General features: G+C 67.9%; 17 protein-coding genes, 1 tRNA gene and 1 pseudogene. 8 read left to right on the top strand and 11 right to left on the bottom strand.

The annotated features are described in order from the left end of the window. Window positions 1-341, bottom strand: a pseudogene (locus AC1DMQ_RS24680) (hypothetical protein); the annotation flags it as partial. A 252-nt stretch (window positions 342-593) separates the two neighbouring features. On the opposite strand from AC1DMQ_RS24680, the gene gatB reads away from it, so the two are divergent. Next, a complete protein-coding gene (gene gatB, locus AC1DMQ_RS24675) occupies window positions 594-2,087 on the top strand; it encodes an Asp-tRNA(Asn)/Glu-tRNA(Gln) amidotransferase subunit GatB (RefSeq protein WP_477036177.1) in 1,494 nt (497 codons plus the stop codon). Window positions 2,088-2,163: 76 nt separating this feature from the next. Here gatB and AC1DMQ_RS24670 read toward each other — a convergent pair whose 3' ends face one another. Further along, window positions 2,164-2,526: a proteophosphoglycan 5 gene (locus AC1DMQ_RS24670; protein WP_477036176.1), complete on the bottom strand. Its 363-nt coding sequence runs from the start codon at window positions 2,524-2,526 to the stop codon at window positions 2,164-2,166. Between the two features lie 179 nt (window positions 2,527-2,705). After that, on the bottom strand, window positions 2,706-3,266 hold the full coding sequence (locus AC1DMQ_RS24665; protein ID WP_477036175.1) for an RcnB family protein: 561 nt from the start codon (window positions 3,264-3,266) through the stop codon (window positions 2,706-2,708). 201 nt (window positions 3,267-3,467) lie between these two features. On the opposite strand from AC1DMQ_RS24665, the gene AC1DMQ_RS24660 reads away from it, so the two are divergent. Together AC1DMQ_RS24660 and AC1DMQ_RS24655 are read left to right on the top strand one after the other, a co-directional pair. Further along, the gene (locus tag AC1DMQ_RS24660; RefSeq protein WP_477036174.1) at window positions 3,468-4,193 is read left to right on the top strand and encodes a glutathione S-transferase N-terminal domain-containing protein; all 726 of its coding nucleotides are present in this window, start codon (window positions 3,468-3,470) and stop codon (window positions 4,191-4,193) included. A gap of 195 nt (window positions 4,194-4,388) precedes the next feature. Then, window positions 4,389-4,667 carry a sel1 repeat family protein gene (locus AC1DMQ_RS24655; RefSeq protein WP_477036173.1) on the top strand — a complete coding sequence of 93 codons (279 nt, stop codon included), beginning with the start codon at window positions 4,389-4,391 and terminating at the stop codon, window positions 4,665-4,667. Between the two features lie 44 nt (window positions 4,668-4,711). Here AC1DMQ_RS24655 and AC1DMQ_RS24650 read toward each other — a convergent pair whose 3' ends face one another. Further along, entirely contained in the window at window positions 4,712-5,452 is a 741-nt protein-coding gene (locus AC1DMQ_RS24650; RefSeq protein WP_477036172.1) for a polysaccharide biosynthesis/export family protein, read from the bottom strand. Between the two features lie 84 nt (window positions 5,453-5,536). On the opposite strand from AC1DMQ_RS24650, the gene AC1DMQ_RS24645 reads away from it, so the two are divergent. The 3 genes from AC1DMQ_RS24645 to AC1DMQ_RS24635 all read left to right on the top strand — a co-directional run bounded on the left by AC1DMQ_RS24645 (window position 5,537) and on the right by AC1DMQ_RS24635 (window position 9,099). Beyond that, window positions 5,537-7,036 (top strand): GumC family protein, encoded by a 1,500-nt coding sequence (locus AC1DMQ_RS24645; RefSeq protein WP_477036171.1) that lies wholly within the window; start codon window positions 5,537-5,539, stop codon window positions 7,034-7,036. Window positions 7,037-7,141: 105 nt separating this feature from the next. Beyond that, entirely contained in the window at window positions 7,142-7,843 is a 702-nt protein-coding gene (locus AC1DMQ_RS24640) for a P-loop NTPase family protein (protein WP_477036170.1), read from the top strand. Next, window positions 7,840-9,099: an O-antigen ligase family protein gene (locus AC1DMQ_RS24635; protein WP_477036169.1), complete on the top strand. Its 1,260-nt coding sequence runs from the start codon at window positions 7,840-7,842 to the stop codon at window positions 9,097-9,099. Before AC1DMQ_RS24640 ends, AC1DMQ_RS24635 begins: the two co-directional genes overlap by 4 nt. Here the strand turns inward: AC1DMQ_RS24635 and AC1DMQ_RS24630 are convergent. Then, window positions 9,096-9,542, bottom strand: coding sequence for a hypothetical protein (locus AC1DMQ_RS24630; RefSeq protein ID WP_477036168.1), 447 nt, complete (start codon window positions 9,540-9,542; stop codon window positions 9,096-9,098). The genes AC1DMQ_RS24635 and AC1DMQ_RS24630 overlap by 4 nt on opposite strands. 285 nt (window positions 9,543-9,827) lie before the next feature. Here AC1DMQ_RS24630 and AC1DMQ_RS24625 point away from each other — a divergent pair, with 285 nt between their 5' ends. Continuing rightward, the gene (locus AC1DMQ_RS24625) at window positions 9,828-10,172 is read left to right on the top strand and encodes a hypothetical protein (protein ID WP_477036167.1); all 345 of its coding nucleotides are present in this window, start codon (window positions 9,828-9,830) and stop codon (window positions 10,170-10,172) included. A 1-nt stretch (window position 10,173) separates the two neighbouring features. On the opposite strand, the gene AC1DMQ_RS24620 is transcribed toward AC1DMQ_RS24625, so the two are convergent. The 5 genes from AC1DMQ_RS24620 to hfsE form a co-directional block, all read right to left on the bottom strand. Next, window positions 10,174-10,344, bottom strand: a complete 171-nt coding sequence (locus AC1DMQ_RS24620; RefSeq protein WP_477036166.1) for a hypothetical protein — start codon at window positions 10,342-10,344, stop codon at window positions 10,174-10,176. 97 nt (window positions 10,345-10,441) lie between these two features. Continuing rightward, entirely contained in the window at window positions 10,442-11,215 is a 774-nt protein-coding gene (gene hfsH / locus AC1DMQ_RS24615) for an oligosaccharide deacetylase HfsH (protein ID WP_477036165.1), read from the bottom strand. Beyond that, entirely contained in the window at window positions 11,215-12,138 is a 924-nt protein-coding gene (gene hfsG, locus AC1DMQ_RS24610; protein WP_477036164.1) for a polysaccharide biosynthesis protein HfsG, read from the bottom strand. Before hfsG ends, hfsH begins: the two co-directional genes overlap by 1 nt. After that, a complete protein-coding gene (gene hfsF / locus AC1DMQ_RS24605) occupies window positions 12,135-13,577 on the bottom strand; it encodes a polysaccharide biosynthesis protein HfsF (protein ID WP_477036163.1) in 1,443 nt (480 codons plus the stop codon). Before hfsF ends, hfsG begins: the two co-directional genes overlap by 4 nt. 9 nt (window positions 13,578-13,586) lie before the next feature. Further along, window positions 13,587-15,107 (bottom strand): polysaccharide biosynthesis protein HfsE, encoded by a 1,521-nt coding sequence (gene hfsE / locus AC1DMQ_RS24600; protein WP_477036162.1) that lies wholly within the window; start codon window positions 15,105-15,107, stop codon window positions 13,587-13,589. A gap of 133 nt (window positions 15,108-15,240) precedes the next feature. Between hfsE and AC1DMQ_RS24595 the strand changes: the two genes are divergently transcribed. Next, window positions 15,241-15,331: transfer RNA gene (locus AC1DMQ_RS24595), tRNA-Ser, on the top strand. Window positions 15,332-15,621: 290 nt separating this feature from the next. Here AC1DMQ_RS24595 and AC1DMQ_RS24590 read toward each other — a convergent pair. Then, window positions 15,622-18,276 (bottom strand): glycoside hydrolase family 31 protein, encoded by a 2,655-nt coding sequence (locus AC1DMQ_RS24590; protein WP_477036161.1) that lies wholly within the window; start codon window positions 18,274-18,276, stop codon window positions 15,622-15,624. Window positions 18,277-18,327 lie beyond the last annotated feature (51 nt).

Below are 18,327 nucleotides of genomic sequence, written 5' to 3'. Positions count from 1 at the left end.
ACCTGGGTCGGCGCCGGAGCCGCGGGCGTCGCGGCGGCCGGAGCCGGCGTCGGCATAGGCGCCGGCGGCTGGGTGGTCGGCAGMGGCGTGGCCTCGGCCACCTGGGCGGGCAAGGCCTCGTCGGTGGTCGGGGTCTGGGCCGGTCGGCTCATCATGCCCCAGGCCAAGGCGCCGGCAGCGACGGCCAGAACGGGCAGACCCACCATCAGCGGCAGATTAGACGAAGACTTCTTCGTCGGCTTACGGGCATAGACGGGGGCGCTCGGGAACAGCGGCGAGTTTTCCGCGCTGACCGGCGAGGAGATATAAGGTTCGTTGGCGTCGAGGTTCAGAACAGCCATGATTTCCTCCTGAGAGATATTCGAATTCGAGGAGTCAACGGTGGGCTGCGGTGGCGGTTCCGCTGTTCTCGGAATGGTGCTGATTTTGACGAATTGCCGCCATAATTCGGAAAGCATGAAATGAACCTCGCTCGTGTTCGGGGAGGCGTGGGCTCGCAAGCCGGAGGCGTGCGCGAAGCGTTGTCCTCTCTCCTCAAAACTCGCCGGCCGTCAGGCTTTTTCTCCCGAGGTCCACGGTGTAGACAGGCGGCCATGACGCAAGATTCCAAAGTGATCCAAGGCCGCACCGGCCCCTGGGAAATCGTTCTCGGCCTCGAGGTCCACGCCCAGGTCGCCAGCGTGTCCAAGCTGTTCTCCGGCGCCGCCGTCGGCTTCGGCGCGGGGCCGAACCAGCAGGTCAGCCTGGTGGACGCGGCCATGCCCGGCATGCTGCCCGTCCTGAACCGGTTCTGCGTCGAGCAGGCGGTGAAGACCGGCCTAGGCCTGAAGGCGCAGATCAATCTGAAGAGCCGCTTCGACCGCAAGAACTACTTCTATCCCGACCTGCCGCAGGGCTATCAGATCAGCCAGTTCGACCAGCCGATCGTCGGCGAGGGCGTGGTGACCGTCGAGCGCGACGACGGCACGACCTTCGACGTGCGCATCGAGCGCCTGCACCTGGAACAGGACGCCGGCAAGTCGCTGCACGACCAGGACCCGAATGCGACGTACGTCGACCTGAATCGCGCGGGCACGGCGCTGATGGAGATCGTCTCCAGGCCGGACATGCGCACCTCCGAAGAGGCCGCCGCCTACGTCAAGAAGCTGCGCACGATCCTGGTCTATCTGGGCACCTGCGACGGCGACATGGAGAAGGGCAACCTGCGCGCCGACGTCAACGTCTCGGTCTGCCGCCCCGGCGACTACGAGAAGTTCCGCGAGACCGGCAGCTTCAAGCACCTGGGAACGCGCTGCGAGATCAAGAACGTCAACTCGTATCGCTACATCCAGCAGGCCATCGAGTACGAGGCCCGTCGCCAGATCGAGATCCTGGAAGACGGCGGCAAGATCGACCAGGAGACCCGGCTGTTCGACCCGAACAAGCTGGAGACCCGCTCGATGCGGAGCAAGGAAGAGGCGCACGACTACCGCTACTTCCCCGATCCCGACCTGTTGCCGCTGGTCCTCGACCCGGCATGGGTGAAGGAGATCGAGGACACCCTGCCGGAACTGCCGGACGCCAAGAAGCAGCGCCTGCAGAGCCAGTACGGCCTGTCGGCCTACGACGCCGGCGTGTTGATCATCGAGGCCGACCGCGCGGACTATTTCGAGGCCGCCGCCAAGGGCCGCGACGCCAAGCTGGTGTCCAACTGGGTGACCAACGAGCTGCTGTCCAAGCTGTCGGCCGGCGGGCACGAGATCGCCGCCTCGCCGCTGCCGTCGGCGGACATCGCCCAGTTGGTCGAGCTGATCGAGAACGGCACGATCTCGTCGAAGATCGCCAAGGAGGTCTTCGAGCACATGTGGGCCGGCGAGGGCCGCCCGGCGGAGATCGTCGAGAAGCGCGGCCTGGTGCAGATCAACGACACCGGCGCCATCGAGGCGGCGATCGACGCCCTGATCGCGGCCAACCCCGACAAGGCCGAGGCGGTGAAGGAAAAGCCCCAGGCCATCGGCTGGTTCGTCGGCCAGGTGATGAAGGAGACCGGCGGCAAGGCCAACCCGGCCACCGTCAACGAACTGCTGCGGAGCAAGCTGGAGCTCTAGCGCTCAGCCGACCGCGACAAAGACAAAGGGCCCGCCGCTCGCGCGACGGGCCCTTTTTATCGGTGGAATGCCGGCTTTACGGCTTGGGCGTCTCCGAGGCCGCGGCGCCCGCCGGGTCGGCTTCGGCGCCGGCCGGCTTCTTGTGCTTCTTGGCCTTCTTCTCGGGCTTGGCGTCGGCGGCCGGAGCCGAGGCGTCGGTCGAGCTGTCGGAGGCGGTGGCCGAGCTGGGCGTGCCGCTGGCGCCGGCGCTGTCGGCGCTGGAGGGCGGGGCGGTCGCCGGGTCCGTGCCATAGGACGGCGACGTGGTGGACGAGGAGGGCGCGCTTTGCGTGGTCTGGGCCGTCGGATCGGTGGGCGCCGTCTGCTGGGCCAGGGCCGACCCGGCGAAGCCGGCGAGGGTCAGGGCGGCGACGGCGGCCGGGATGCGGAGCTTGGTCATGGAAGCGTCTCGTTACTGTCGCGTCGGAAAGTGACACGGCCGGAACGCTGATCCGCGAATGCGGTGGGAATAACCCGGCAATCGGGCGATCTCGCCGCATGCGCGGCGAGTATGCGGCGAATGGCGACGCTTCCCGAGAGTTTCGAAAAGCGCCGCCAACGTCGTCAGGTTTACACCATCTAGTTGTTGATGATGTCGAAGATCAGTCCGGTTGCAATCGCCGCCAGGACGTAGTCGTTGCCGGCGCGATACCAGTAGTAACCGCGAGGCGGCGGACGCAGGCGATAGTATCCGTAGTCATGGATGACATAGGTGTTGCCGCGATAATAGGGCGGCAGGTAGCCGCCGCGACGCCAGGCGTTGTAACCGGGGCGATACCCCGGGCGGCCATAGTAATAGGCCGGCGGCGCGCCGTAGCTCCAGCGGTTGTTGTAGTAGTAGCCGTTGTGGCGGCCGTTATCCCAGCGGTTGTCGTGGCGATCCCAGCCGTTGTGGCGACCGTTGTCGTGACGACCGTTCCAGCCGCCGTCGCCCCGACCGTCATGACCGCCGCGACCGCCATGGTCGCCTCGGCCGTCGCCGCGACCGTCATGGCCGCCTCGGCCGCCGTCGTGGCGATCGCCTCGGCCGTCGCCATGGCCCCAGCGCCCGCGATCCTGGGCGGATGCGTCGCTTGCGGTGACGGCCATCGGGCCGGCCACGGCGGCCACGGCCGCGATGGTGAGCAACAAGCGCTTCATTCCGACGTCTCCTTCTTCGGTCAGCGGTCCGACAACCGCCTAATCCCTCGACCTTGAAGGCAGTTTCCGCCGCCCTGGCTGAACCTGATCTGAACGGCGCCGTCAGGCTGGAGCATGGCCGCCCTTGGCGACGGCGCGCGGCGGGACCATGTTGGTGGTCAAACGAAACGCCCCTCAAGCAGACATTCAGGGAGTCCGCCGATGAGCCGTCCGATCGAGCTGTACTATTGGCCCACGCCGAACGGCTGGAAGATCTCCATCGCCCTCGAGGAGATGGGCCTGCTCTACACGATGATCCCGGTGAACATCGGCACGGGCGAGCAGTTCAAGCCGGACTTCCTGGCCATCAGCCCCAACAACCGCATGCCGGCCATCGTCGATCCCGACGGTCCCGACGGCCAGCCGATCTCGGTCTTCGAGTCCGGGGCCATCCTGCAGTACCTGGGCCGCAAGACCGGCAAGTTCTACGGGACCAGCGAGCGTGAGCGGGTCGACATCGACCAGTGGGTGATGTGGCAGATGGGAGGCCTGGGTCCCATGGCCGGCCAGACCCACCATTTCCGCCAGTACGCGGCCGCCATCGTCAGCGACCAGCGCCAGATCGCCTATGGGGCCATCCGCTACACCAACGAGACCCACCGGCTGTACGGCGTGCTGAACAAGCAGTTGGACGGGAAGGATTTCATCTGCGGCCAATTGTCCATCGCCGACTTCGCCTGCTGGGGATGGGTCGTGCCGTGGAAAAATCAGGGCATTATTCTGGAAGAATTCCCGCATCTGAAGGCCTGGTTCGAACGCATGGCCGCCCGCGAGGCCGTCGACCGGGGCTTCAAGCTGGGGGCGGAACTGCGCCGCCAAGGCCTGCAAGCGCCCGGAAAAGCCCAGGAAGAGGCCCGAAAAGTGCTTTTTGGGCAGCGCGCCCGTTAACCTGCTGTATACGGCGGTTTACACGCAGTAACACCCATGAATGCGACGTAATGTCTCTAAACGGTTTATGTATTCATGGCCTAGATTCATGATGTCGACGCCTTTAACTATATGTTCAGTGGCGGCGGACTTTTCTGTTCTCACAGCCAAGCGGAGCCAGAACGGCGACGCGGGTTGGGAAGGGGAATTGAAGCCATGATGATGAGTATCGAACCGCCGGCCGCCATCCACGGGATCCCGCTGCCGACCACCGACACCTCGGGCGACGAGCTGTTCCGCATGGGCCTGCTGTACTCGACCGGCCAGGGCGGCGCGCCGCTGGACTACGTGTCGGCCCACATGCTGTTCAACCTGGCCGCCATGCGCGGTTCGGTCGAAGCCAAGGTCTATCGCAAGGAAATCTCGCAGGAGATGGCCAGCGAGGACGTCGCCGAAGCCCAGCGCCAGGCGCGCGAATGGCTGGCCCACGGCTGAGCCTGAAGAGGCTCAGCCTGTTATTCCAGGTCGCGTGAAAGGCTTCAGTTTCCGCTGAAGCCGTTGACCGCGTAGCTGAAGCTGATCGGCAGCAGATCGCGGAAGTACTGCTGCATGAACAGGCCCGCCTCGGACACCCCGCTGCGCGGCACATAGACCACGTCGAACCGCCGGAGCGGCACCAGGTCCGTCCGGCCGTTGGTCATCCCCGTCAGCAGGTCCACCGTGCGCAGCATGGCCCGCCCGTTGGGACCGCGACGAATGATCACCACAGACGTGCGCTTGGCCGAGGTCTTGAACCCGCCGGCCTGGATGACGGCCCGCAGGGCGTCGCCGTCGCCGGCCATGTCGTAGACGCCCGGATTGCCGACCTCGCCGCCCACGAACACCTTCAACGGCGCCGTCGCCTTGATCGACACCTGCACCTGCGGACGCAGCAGCTGGGTCGAATAGGCCTGGGTGAGCGCGCCTTCCAATTCGGCGATCGTTCGGTCGGCCGCCATCATCGGATTGATCAGCGGCAAAGCGACGCGGCCGTCCGGTTGGACCACCACGGACTTGTTCAATTCGCTCGCCGAGGGCACGGTGATCTCGACTTCGTCGCCTGGGTAAAACCGGTAGTCCGGTTCCTGATCCGACCAGTCGGCATAGCCGATATCGGAAAAAGTGGCCGTCGGACGGGCCGTGGGCGTGATCGGTTCGCGATCCACGTGGCCGCAGGCGACCAGGCCGCCGGCCGCGAAGGGCAGGGCGATAGCCGCCGAAAGGATGGTGCGCCTGTGCATGCGACAAGTCTTAACAGATATAGGTAACGAAGCCTTAAGCCGCCAACGGTCAGGGTGCGACTGGGGACAGTCAGTCGGATTCCTATGTCAACCACGAGCGCCTGGAGCAGCGTGCCGCACGACCCGCCGTCGCGTAGCGACTGGGCGGCGCGTGCCCGCTATGCGCCGACCGACTTCGTCACCTTGCTGTGGCGAGAGCGGTGGTTGATGCTGGGCGTGTTCCTGGCGATCTTCCTGCTGGGCCTGGCCTTCTCCACCACGATGAAGAAGACCTACACCGCCCAGTCCAGCCTGTTCGTCCGCCTGGGCCAGGAATATGTCTACGAGCCCCGGGCCGGCGACGCCGCGCGCGGCGCGGTTCCCGATGTCGACCAGGTGATCCAGTCGGAATCCGAGATCCTGGGCAGCGGCGAACTGCGCGAGCGGGTGATCCGCAAGGTCGGCTTCGGAAAGATCTTCCCGGGCAGCGGGACCAAGTACGCCGTCGCCTCGCCGGAAGGTAAGCGCAAGCTGATGGCCGAGGGCCGCGACGCCCTGGCCCGCAACCTGAAGATCGAGACCGCCCCCGACAACTCGATCATCCGCCTGGCCTACGCCAACGAGGATCCGGAAATCGCCGAGAAGGTGCTCAACACCCTGCTCGAGGAATATCTGATCTATCGCCGCAGCCTGCTGATCGGCTCCGGCGACAACGGTCTGGAGCGGCAACGCGACCTGTTCGCCCAGAAGCTGGCCGAGAACGACACGGCCTATCAGGCTTTCCTGTCGGGCAACGACATCGGCGACTTCACCGCCCAGAAGACGGCCCTGACCCAGCTGCAGGCCCAGGCCGAGTCGCAGAAGTACGCCACCGAGGCCCAACTGCAGGATCGCATGGGCCGCCTGGCCGCCGTCCAGGCCGAGTTGGCCCGGACCCCGGCCGACATGGTGCTCTATCGCGACAGCGACACCTCGGCCTCGGCCAAGCTGGCCCAGCTGAAGCTGGACCGCGAGGGTCTGCTGGCCCGCTATCGTCCCGACGCCCAGCCGGTCCGCGACATCGAGGCCCAGATCGCCCAGTTGGAGCAGGGCGTGGCGTCTGGCCGCACCAACGGCGACGGCGCGCGTCGCAGCGGCCCCAACCCGATCTGGCAGACCCTGCAGTCCACCCGCAACGACCTCACCGCCGAGGTCGCCGCGCTGCAACAGTCGCTGGCCGCCTACACCCAGCAGGTCCAGGACGTGAACCAGCGCCTGCTGCGCCTCTCCGAGCTGGAGCCGACCTTCAACCAGCTGTCGCGCGACCGCGACGTGCTGTCGACCAACGTCCGCGACTTCACGGTCAAGGAACAGCAGGACCAGGCCCAGCGGCAGATGTCGGCCCAGGGCAGCGACAACATCCGCATCGTCCAGCGCGCCGTGGCTCCGTCGACGGGCAAGAGCCTGAAGAAGCCGATCATCGTGCTGGCCTTCCTGTTCGCGGCCTTCACCGCCGCCTGCGCGGGCCTGGTGCGCATGCTGCTGCGCCCCGGCCTGCAGACCCCGGCCTCGGCCTCGCGCACCCTGGGCCTGCCGGTCCTGGCGACCGCGCACTACAAGCGCTGATCCCCAACTGCCATTTGAACCGGGGCCTGGGCGCTTTCGTCGCCTTTCGCGCGAGCGCGTTTGCGCATTAGGGTAAATGCTCAGGAACGGGCGGCGATTCGGCGCATGGTGGATTTGAACGTCGAGATGGCTGAGCTGTGGGGGAGCCTTGGCGCCCCCGCGCCCGGCCGCGCGCACGTCATCCAGTTCGTCGCCGCCAGACGCGGGGAGGGGACCTCGACGGCCGCCCGCGAATTCGCCCGCTTCGCCGCCAAGCGGGCCGGCCGCAAGACCTGGCTGATCGACATGGACCTGGTCACCTCGCCGCAATACCAGGCCATCGCCGGCGATCCGGAACGCTACGGCGCCCTGGGCCGGGGGGCCCCGGCCTCGCCCGACGGTTCGGCCTTCTTCACCGTCCAGCCGCCGGCCCCCAAGCCGGGTGGCGGCGTGTGGCCGGACGCCAAGTACCTGACGGCCCACAGCGTGGGCGGGCCGCGCTTCTGGGTGACGCGCTTCAACCGCGAGGCGCTGCGCGGTCGCCAGAAGGTGCACATCCTGCCCGGCGTCGAATACTGGGCCGCCCTGCGCCGCCACGCCGAGATCATCGTCGTCGACAGCCCCTCGGCCGACCGCTCACAGGCCGCCCTGACCCTGGCCCAGCACATGGACCAGACCGTGCTGGTGGTCAGCGCCCAGCAGCCCGACGTGCGGCCGCCGGGCCTGCTGCGCGACGCCCTGGCCTCGGCCGGCGGACGCACGGCCGGCGTGTTCTTCAACCAGGCCTCGGTCCAGCCGCCGAAGTTCCTGAAGGCCATTCTGCCTTGACGCCCACCTACGGAGCGGCGCCCGCCGCGCCGACCCGGCTGACCTTCCTTCAGATGGCGTTGTGGGCGCTGCCGGTCCTGGCCCTGCTGCTCTACAGCGGCGGCTGGGAGCTGCCCCTTGTGGGCGAGAACGCCACCGAGGCCGGCTCGGCCATCCTGCGCGTCGGCTACCTGCCCGCCTACGCCGCCGGTTTCGCCCTGATCGCCCTGCGGCCGGGCTCGACCCTGCGGGTGGTCATCCGTCAGCCCTTCCTGATCGTGCTGCTGCTGGTCGCCGCGGCTTCGGTGTTCTGGTCGGTCAATCCGGACCAGACGGCCCGGCGCGGCTTCGCCCTGATCTGCACCACCCTGGGCGGGATCGCCCTGGCGGCCCGGTTCCGCTGGCCTCAACTGGCCGAGGTGGTCGGCGCGGCCTTCGCGGTGCTGATCGTCGCGTGTTTCGTGGTCTGCCTTGCCGTCCCGCGCATCGGGGTGATGACCGAGCTGTTCCCCGGCGCCTGGCGCGGCCTGTGGCGCGAGAAGAACGGCCTGGGCGGCAACATGGCGTTCGGGTTCTGCATCCTGTCGGCGGCGGCCCTGCTGAACCCGCAACGGGCCCGCCTGTGGTGGACCTTCGCGGGGTTGGCCCTGGTGCTGGTGCTGATGTCCACCTCCAAGACCTCGCTGGTGTCGCTGATGCTAGGCGTGGCGGCGATCGGCTTCGTCTGGATCGCCCGCCGAGGTCCGGCGATGGGCGCGGCCGCCACCTGGACCGGGATCACCGGCGTGGTGCTGCTTGGGGCCTTCATCCTGTTCGCCTCGGATGTCTTCTTCGCGATCCTGGGCAAGGACGCCACCCTGACCGGCCGCACCAAGATCTGGGCGGCGGTGATGCGCGAGATCGAGGACCGGCCGTGGCTGGGCTTCGGCTACCAGGCGGTGTGGGGCGACAAGTCCGGCTGGGGGCCGTTCGCCTGGATCAGCAAGAACGCCGGCTTCCAGGCCCAGCACGCCCATAACAGCTGGCTGGAGCAGTGGCTGGGGATGGGCCTGCTGGGCCTGGTCGCCTGGGGGCTGTTCTACCTGCAGGCCATGACCCTGGCGGTGATCGCCGTGTTTCGCGACCGGGGCGCGCTGCTCGCCTTCCCGTTCCTGGTCGTCTACAGCCTGGTGGCCCTGACCGAGAGCATCGCGGTCACCTACAACGACTTCCGCTGGGTGCTGTTCGTGGCTTTCGCCGCCAAGCTGGCTTTCCCGGACCGCGAGGTCAGGGGCTAGGCGCCTGGGAAGACGTCGCGACAGATCTGGTCGCCCAGGGCATCTGACAGCACGATCTCCGGGTCACGCGCGACAGCCAGCAAGCCGTCGTCCTGCGCTTCCACATGCAGGCGTCTCAGGTCGACGACGCTCTTGTCGCTTCCGAGCCGGACCTTGACCTGGGCGTCCAGGAAGTTGACGGCGTTGGGGCGGCGGTCGCTCGGCTGGCGGATGTTGAGGCGCTCGACCTTGATGTCCAGCCGCAGGTCCTTGCCCGCCGCGCAGACGGCGAGACGCTCGTCGACCGACTCGCGCAACGTCGCCACGAAGTCCTCGGTCGGCGGCTTGCCCCAGCGCCAGCCGGTATTGAGGCTCACATCCCGCACCCAGGCGCGAGGGGCGGCCTGGGCGGCGTTCGCGCCGAGCAACAGGACGGCGGCCAGGGTGATCGGCAGAGGGTGCATGAGGCGGCTTCCAGGGAATATTCCAGTAGTCACGCTTGTTTAAGGCGACGCCAGATGAACCGGGGATGAGCGAGCCGCGACCTTCGTGGTTGGATGGTCGCCCGGGATGCCGACGTCATCATCGCCGGCGCCCGGAAATCGAACAAGTTCCAGGCGGATAGGCGCTCGCCGGGCCTTCACGGCTTGGCGAACCCGAAGCCATGGAGGTTCATCGAGCGGTCGCGCGGGTCGAACGGCATCCCGGACGTTCGATCGCGGCGACGTCCCGACGTGAAAGAGAAAGTCATGCGCGCCATTCGTCATCTCGCCGCGGTCGCGGCCGCGGTTCTCGTCAGCGGGGGCGTTGCGCTGGCGCAGTCCGCGCCGCCGCCGCCGGCTACACCCGCACCCTCGGCGGCCCAGGCGCTGACCATCGACACGCCGATCGAGGTCGTGGCCGCCACGCCCAAGGCGAAGGCGGTGCTGGACGCGGATATCCCCGGGCTGACCGAGCATCCGCTGTTCGACAAATTCAAGAGCGACAGCCTGCGCGCCTTGGCGCCGAAGTTCGGCGGCGCGATTTCGGACAAGGACTTGGCCAAGGTGCAGGCCGACCTGGCCGCCCTGTCGCTGACGACGGCTTCCCGCTAGTTCAGGCTTTCGGGGCGAGGTCCGGTCGCGACGCCAGGAAGGCCGCGCGTTCCTCGTCGGTCAGGACCTTGGCGGTCTTGCGCCGGGCGGCCATCGGGGTGGGGCGCGCGTAGGCCCCGGTTGGAGCTTGCGCGGGCTTGAGATCGGCCAGGCGTTTGATCGGCGGCTTCATCTGTTTTCCCTGAAACGGCTGAGTCGGGACCGAGTGAAGACTATGCGGCGGGCCGTGACGATCACATGACCCGGATTCTCTCGCCGTGGGGAGGGCCTCAGGCCCCGATCCGCCGCGCGCCTTCGGCCACGGTCACCACGTCGAAGCCCGCCATCACCGCGCCGTCGACCAGCCGCTCCAGGGCCGCCGTCGTACAGCCCCACTGAGAGGGCTCGGGCGCCACGTCGTGGGTGTAGAGGATCAGCCACGCCTTGCGCCGGTGAGCCTTGTCCAGCCAGTCCAGGGCGACCTGCTCGCCGTCCTCGCCCTCGATGCCGACGGCCGGGGCCTGGTTGAGGTCGGCGCCGGTGGCGATCAGGCCATGGTGCAGGGCGCGCAGGGTCTTGAAGCGTCCGGCCAGGGCGGTCTTGGCCGGCGAGGCGACGTCGCCATAGGGATAGGCGAAGCTGGTCGGCGCGCCCGTGCCCCACTCGGTCAGGCGCCGGGCGTTCAGGTCGACGTCGGCGAGGGTCTCGGCTTCCGAGGCCTGGCCGCAGTCTAGGTGCGAGAAGGTGTGGCAGGCGATCTCGTGGCCGGCGGCGTGCAGGCGGGCGGCGTCGGCTCCGGTGGCGAAGCGGCCCATCGGTCCCTCGCGCCCCGTCAGGCCGGCGGCGAAATAGTAGGTGCCGCGCAGGCCGCGTTGCTCCAGGACGCGGGCCCCGGCCTCGCAGGCCGTGGCCGGGGCGTCGTCGAAGCTGAACGACACCATCGGCCGCTCCAGCTTGACCCGGGCCGGGCGGCGATGGGCCAGGCGGATCAGCCGGCGCCGGACCTTGCCCTTCAGGCTGCGGTCCGGCTCGTAGGCGTCGACTTTCTCGAAGGAGGTCTGCATCAGACGGCGTCCGAATAGAGGGCGGCGCGATAGAGCCGCAGGGCGAAAGCGCGAAGGGGCGTTGGGCCGGCCTCGTTGAGGGCCACGGCCTTGAGCATCGGCCGCCAGACCCCGCGCAAGGGCGCGAGCTTCAGGGCCTTGGCGGCCTTGTAGCTGGGATAGGCGCTGACCACCTCGCGGTGGCTGGCGACCACCCGGGCGAAGTTGGCGGCCGACTGCTCGTACTTGGCGGCCAGGACCGGGGCGGTGTCGAGACCCAGGTGGGTGGCCGAGTTGTCGATGTGCAGGATCGGATAGAACCGGGCCACGCGCAGGGCCCACTCGACGTCCTCCCAGCCCCAGCCGGCGAAGCCTTCGTCGAAGGCCACCATCTCGAACACGTCGCGGCGCACCAGCAGGTTGGAGGTGAAGACGTGCTTGGCCGGTTCCCGGGCCCGCTCCGGCGCCGGGGTGCAGTCGCTCTTCAGCGCCATGGCCCGGTGCAGTTCGTGCTCGGGGCGACGCGGGGTCTGGTCCAGGGTGAAGCCGCCGAACGCCACCGCCACGTCGTCGGCCGCGACGGCCGCCCAGCGGGTCAGGAAATCCTTGGGGTCGGGCAGCATGTCGCTGTCGAGGAACAGCAGGTGCCGGCCCCGGGCGTGCTGGGCCAGGCGGTTGCGGCCCTTGGCGCGGCCTTCGTTCGGCGACAGCACGATCAGCCGGGCGGGCAGGTTCAGCTTCTCGATGCGGGCGGCCATGCGCCGGGTCAGGTCGGCGTCGCCGCCGCCGTCGTCCAGCAGCACGATCTCGGCGTCGGCGCCGCGCTCGTCCAGGGGCTTGAGCAGCGCGCTGGGATCGTCGCGATAGGTCGGGATCAGCACCGACAGGCGCGGGGTGGCGCTTGCCCAGGCGGCGTTGTCGACGAGGGTTTCAGTAGCGGTCATGCGGGCTTCAGTCGGCGTTGGAGGATGTCCATGACCCGGCCGCGCAGGCCGCCGGCGTCGAGCGCCAGGACGACCACGCCATAGACCATGGCGCCCACGGACGCCTTGAGGATCAACTCGACCACCCCGCCGAAGGCCGGCACGACCAGCACGGCGGCGGCCATCAGGGCGCAGGCCAGGCCGGATTTGGCCAAGCTGGCCCACGGCACGGGCAGGGGGCAGATGCTGCGGCCCAGGATCGCGGCGGCCACGGCGCCGACGCCATAGCTGGCGGCGGTCGACCACAGGGCGCCGTCCAGGCCGAAGCGCGGGATCAGCGCCAGGTTCAGGACCACGTTGGCCCCGGCCGGAATGGCCATGCAGGCGATCAGCATCAGGGTGCGCTTGCCCAGGGTGAAGGCCTGCAGCAGGTAGTAGGTGGTCACGCCCGACAGCCAGCCGGCCACGGCGATCCACGGCACGACGGCGCCCGCTCCGGTGCTGAGCTCGGCGCCGACCATCACGTCGGCCAGCGGACGGCCGACCAGGGCCAGGCCGACGGCGGCGGGCAAGGTCAGCAGCACCATGAAGCCGGCCTGCTCGTGAGCGGCGTCCTTCAGGGCGGGATGGCCGCCGCGTTCGAGGGCCGCGACCAGGGCGGGGCCGCCGGCCATGCCCAGCCAGATGAAGACGACGTCCAGGGTGCGCGAGCCCAGCGAATAGCCGGCGTGATAGACGCCCACCGCCTGCTCGTTGAGGAAGGCGGCCAGCAGGAAGCGGTCGGTGGTCGACAGCACCAGGGCCAGGATCAGCGACAGGGCCACCGGCAGGCCGTAGGCGGCGTAGGCCTTGGCCATCGTCGGGTCATAGCGGCCGCCCTTGGATCGGCGCAGGTCGGCCGGCAGCACGAACACCAGGCACAGCAGTGAGATCGCGCCCATGCCCAGCAGCGGTGCGGCGCCGCCCAGGCCGACCAGGGCCAGGACCAGGCCCAGCAGGAAGCCGCCCACCGTCTGGACGATGTCGAGCAGGGCCGCGCCGGACACCTCGCCGGCGGCGCGGCGGCGCTCCTGGGATAGTTTGGTCAGGCTCTTGACCACCACGGCGGCGAAGGCCGCGGCGATGGCCACCTTCAGCGGGGCGGAGAGGGGGGCGAAGCGCAGCACGCCGGCGGCGACGATCGGCACCATCAGGGCCAGGCCGAACCACAGGCGGTAGAGGGTGGCGAAGTGATCGGGCAGGCGGCCGTCGGCGTCCTGGCGAGCGTGGAAGCGGGCCATCGCGGCTTCCGTCCAGGTCAGCAGAATGGTCTGCGTCAGGCTCAGGGCCGAGAAGGCCAGGGCATAGACGCCGTACTGCTCGGGCGTCAGGACGCGGGTGAACAGGACGATGGTGAGCAGCCCCACCACGCCCTGAGCGATATTGACCGGCAGATATCCGAGTACGCCACGCCAGAACATGTCTCGTCCTCAGCGCACCGCCGACCGGTCCCCGAGCAGGCAGGGGATGGTCATGGCGATGATGTAGAGGTCCAGCCAGAACGACTGGCGCTCGATGTATTCGACGTCCAGGGCGACGCGCTCCTGCACCAGCTCGGCCGTGTCGACCGGGCCGCGCGAGCCGTTGATCGCCGCCCAGCCGGTGACGCCGGGCTTCATGCGGTGGCGGTGGGCGTAGCGGGCGACCAGGGTCTCGGACTCGACGTCGCCGCTCTTCATGCCGATGGCGTGGGGGCGGGGGCCGACCATCGACATCTCGCCGCGCAGCACGTTGAACAGCTGGGGCAGCTCGTCGAGGCTGGTCTTGCGGATGAACTTGCCGACCTTGGTGACGCGGTCGTCGTCGGCGCTGATCTGGCGGACCGCCTTGGCGTCGGCCATGTCGTGGCGCATCGAGCGGAACTTCCAGACCAGGATGGCCTCGTTGTTGAAGCCATGGCGGCGCTGGCGGAAGAACACCGGGCCGGGGCTGTCCAGCTTGATGGCCAGGGCGGTCAACAGCATGACCGGCGCGGCGGCGAACAGGCCCAGCGACCCGATCACCAGATCCTGGAGGCGTTTGACGAGGGCGCGGCGCGCATCGGTGGTCGCTCCCGACAGGTCGACGAAGTGCGCCAGCGACGCGTTGCGCTGGGCCTCGCGGTTCAGGTCGACGAACAGGCTGACCGGATTGGGCAGGACTTCCAGACGTTCGACCAACTGGGCGACCCGGGCCTGGGCGGTGGAGGTGACCGCGATGATCACCCGGTCGACATACGGCATGATGCGGTGGTCGATCAGGGCGGTGGTGTCGCCCAGCACCGGCACGCCCAGCACCTGGGACGGGGCGCGGTCGGCGCGGTCGTCAAACACGCCCAACACGTTGATGTCGCCGGTGGCCAGGGCGCTGCGGATGAAGCGCTCGGCGTTGACCGTGGCTCCCACGACCACGACGTTCGGGGTCAGTCGGCCGTCGCGACGGCCATGGTCGACCGCGCGCCACCAGGCCACGTGCAGCAGGGCGGTGGCGAGGGCCAGGGCGATCCCCCAGCCGGCCAGCAGGGGAGTGTCGATCCCGCCGCGTTCGAAGATCAGGGTGGCCAGCAGCACCACCACGCCGACCACGCCGAAAGCGGCCGACACCCGCAGGGCCTGGCGGCCCAGGGTCTCGCGGCGATGGAAGGTGTAGGCCTCCAGCAGGTAGAGGGCGGGCAGCAGGGCGAGGGCCCCCAGCACCAGCGGCGCGAAGACGTCGGGGGTCGGGCGGGCGATCGAGATCGCGGCGGCGGTGACGCCGGCGAAGACCAGGCCGTCGACCACGCGGAACATCCGCGACAGGCTGCGCACCTGCATGCGGGCCCGCGCGGGTACCAGGCGGCCGGGGCGGAACGGACCGCGCCGGCCGACGCCCTCGGCCGCCTCGTCCTCGATCACGAGTCGCGGCGGCGTGGGTTGAACGTCGAACACGGCGACGCCTTCGCGTTCCGGCGGATGTGCGATAGCGGACGACATGGAAGCCCCGAGCCCTTTGTAGAACAGGGTTCACACTAGTCTCGCGGTCTGAGCTTCACGTTAACGCGGATTTTTCGAGACAGCGCGTTGTCATGCCGCCGCGAACAGGCTATCGAACCGCTCCCTCTCAGGAGGAGACGTGGCCGAGAGGCTGAAGGCACCGCTTTGCTAAAGCGGCATACCTCAAAAGGGTATCGAGGGTTCGAATCCCTCCGTCTCCGCCAACCTTACAACACGTTGATTTTATTAAAAAATTCGATCGAGTTCGATTCCTCATCGGGATGATCGAATGATGGCGCTTCATGGATCACGGGAGCGCACCAATTCAAACTGTCCTTAAAGCACTTGATATTGCTCGGAAATCCAAACTGAGCGACCGCGTTCCCAAATTTATGTCAGTTCGGTCCAGCTTCCCGACGCGACCTCAAGGTGGATAGAAACCGGCGGTGGGAACGTGGGTAGGAGCGCGAGCGGAAGCCCGCCACAGCCGCGCCCGCATGTCCCGCTGGCGCGTCTATGTCCGCAGCAGGAGTCTGACAGACTGTCCCGTGTAGGAAGCTTCGGACGCCCGGCCGAAGGCGAGCGCTGCGCGTTCCGGGCCCATGAGGTGCGCGCGGAGCGTCCGCTGCGCTTTCATGCCGGCAAAACGGCCCCTGCGGGCGCCGATCGTCAACGCCCCCGTCGCGTCGTCCCAATCAAGCGCCGTGCGCGCCGCCTCGCCGGTCTCATAACGATAGGACGTCCCATCGTCGTCATAGAGCGTGGCCGCGGCGTCACGTCCGGGATAAACCAGCAGATCGAGGTCGCCGCCCGCCAGGTCCACCGTCGATTGGCGGACCGGGCCGAGCGGCAGAATGCTGCCTGCGCGGACATGGAGCGGTATCCGGTCGAGGCCCGCTGGCACCCGATGCTCTCGCCCGCCCTCGCGATGGACACCGGTCCAGAAGTCGTACCAGCCGCCGGCCGTTCGGGGCAGATAGACATCCCACTCGCGCGCATCCGGCGCGACCACCGGCGCCACGTGGATGGCAGGGCCGAACATGTAGGCATGAACCTGATCCAGGGCCGCCGCATCGTCGGAAAAGTCGAACGTCAAAGGACGAATGATGGGCATGCCGCGAGCGGACGCCTCCGCCGCAAGCGCGTAGGTATAGGGTAATAACCGGTATCGCAGTTCGAGATAGGACCGCGCAATGCCCTCGACCGTCTCGCCAAATCGCCAGAATTCTGTGTCCGTCATGTAGCCGTGGACACGCAGCATCGGCAGGAACGTCGCGAACTGGAACCAGCGAATGAAGCGCTCATGATAGGCCGGGTCGGTATACTGCCCCTCGCCCGGCCGGAAAAAGCCGCCTGCGTCGACCGTCCACCAGGCTTGGCCCGCCGCGGCCATGTTTAGCCCGGCCGGGATCTGGCGGCGCAGCGTCTCCCAATCATTGCCGATGTCGCCGGACCAAGTCGCGGCCCCGTAGCGCTGCTGTCCGGGCGCGGCCGATCGCGTGAGGATCATGACCCGCTTGTCGGGATAGGCGCCGCGCTGCGCCTCGTAGACGGCTCGGCTGACCTGCAATGAGTAGAGATTGCGGCGCTTCTCGCCAGGCTGCCTTTGACCGGGGGCGGCGTAGATGGAGCGTCCGACCAGATCGTCATTCTCCGGTTCGGTCGCATCCTGCCACCAGGCATCGATCCCGAGCGAGGCAAGGCGACCGTTCTGGGCCTGGCCATAGAAGCGTGCTGCGGTCGGATTGAAGAAGTCGATCCAGTCGGTGTCGGGAATGTAGAAATCGCGGGCGGCCACTTCCTTGCCAAGCTCGGTTTCCTTTCCGACCTTAGACCAGACCGAAAGCATCAAGCGCATGTCCAACGCGTGGAGATCGCGCACGAGCCCGGCGGGATCAGGATAATGATCCTCGTCGAAGCGCATCGCGTTCCAGCCATACTTGCCCCAATACTGCCAATCCTGAACCATCATGTCGCAGGGCAGCTTGCGGCGGCGAAACTCGTGCGCGGTCGCCAGTATCTCTTCGGACGAATGAAATCGTTCGCGACAGTGAATGTAGCCGAGCGCCCACAACGGCATCATCGGCTGCGGCCCCAGAAGCTCGTGATAGCCCGCCATCACCTCGGCCGCGTCCGGCCCGGTGATGACGACATAGTCTATTTCCTCGGCCACGGGCGATGACCAGGTCGTGCGGTCTTCGACGGGGCCGAACGTCAGTACCGGCTCGTCCTCCTGCTGGGCTTTGACGAGGACTTTATGCTCGCCCGGCTCGAGGTCGCGCAGAAAACTCGCCGTAGGGGGAAGCCACTGGTTCGCGAGGTCGGTCGCCGGCTTGCCGTCGATTTCGACATAGTGGCGCGACGACATCTTCCGCCCAAGATCGAGCAGGAATGCGTGGCTGCCCCGGCGCGTGACGGTGAACCGCCCGACGAATTCCGCCTCCCGTCGCTGGACGCGCGCATTGCCGGAGCTCGTCGTGACATCGGTCGTTTGCGCAGCGCCCGCCACGGCCTGGCGCACGAGCGGTATCGTCTCGCCGGGGGTGTTGATCTCCGCCATGCCCTCATTGTGCCAGAGCAGGCCATAGCCTTTGCTGGACAACAGGAATGGCTGGCTGATCTGCGTATTGACCTGCGTAAGCCGCCGCGGCAGGCCTCGGATATCAAGATGGCCGTCCTGGAAACAGCCGGCGCCATACAGGCGTTCGTCGGGCGGACTGACGAACCCCTGCGTCACCGCCTGGGTCGGCTCGCCGCCGACCTCGTGCGGGTCGATACGACGCGCTCCCGGCGCTTCGGTGAGGAGAAGGGCGCCGTCGCGGTCGAAGAATGACAGGCATCGCGATTTGGCGTCCCAGTCGCACCGTGCATGGGCGACGTCCAGGCGTGCGCCCGCCGAAAGACGGGTTTTGCGGACCAAGGGACGCAAGGGCGAGCCCTCCAGCATCTCGCTGGCCGCGTCGCCGGGATCGGCGTTCCGCGAGACCCGGACCCGGAAGGCGCGGTCGCTAAGCGCGAACACAGTCACCGTCGCGTCCCCATCGCGCACGAGAAGATCCGGTTTGTTGGGTCGAACGGCAGCATAGGCGCGCTGGCGACCCGCAAAAATGACGGCGGCGCTCGTGAGCAGCAGGCCACGCCGTGACATGCCAAAACCCTTATCAAGCATGGTCGTCTCACCTCCGACTGCTCTCAGCTTGTCGGACAAATGGCCTAATCC

The sequence above is a fragment of the Caulobacter sp. 05L422 genome (assembly GCF_056397765.1).
The sequence above is the reverse complement of the archived record's forward strand: the minus strand, read 5'-3'. Positions and strand labels throughout refer to the sequence as shown.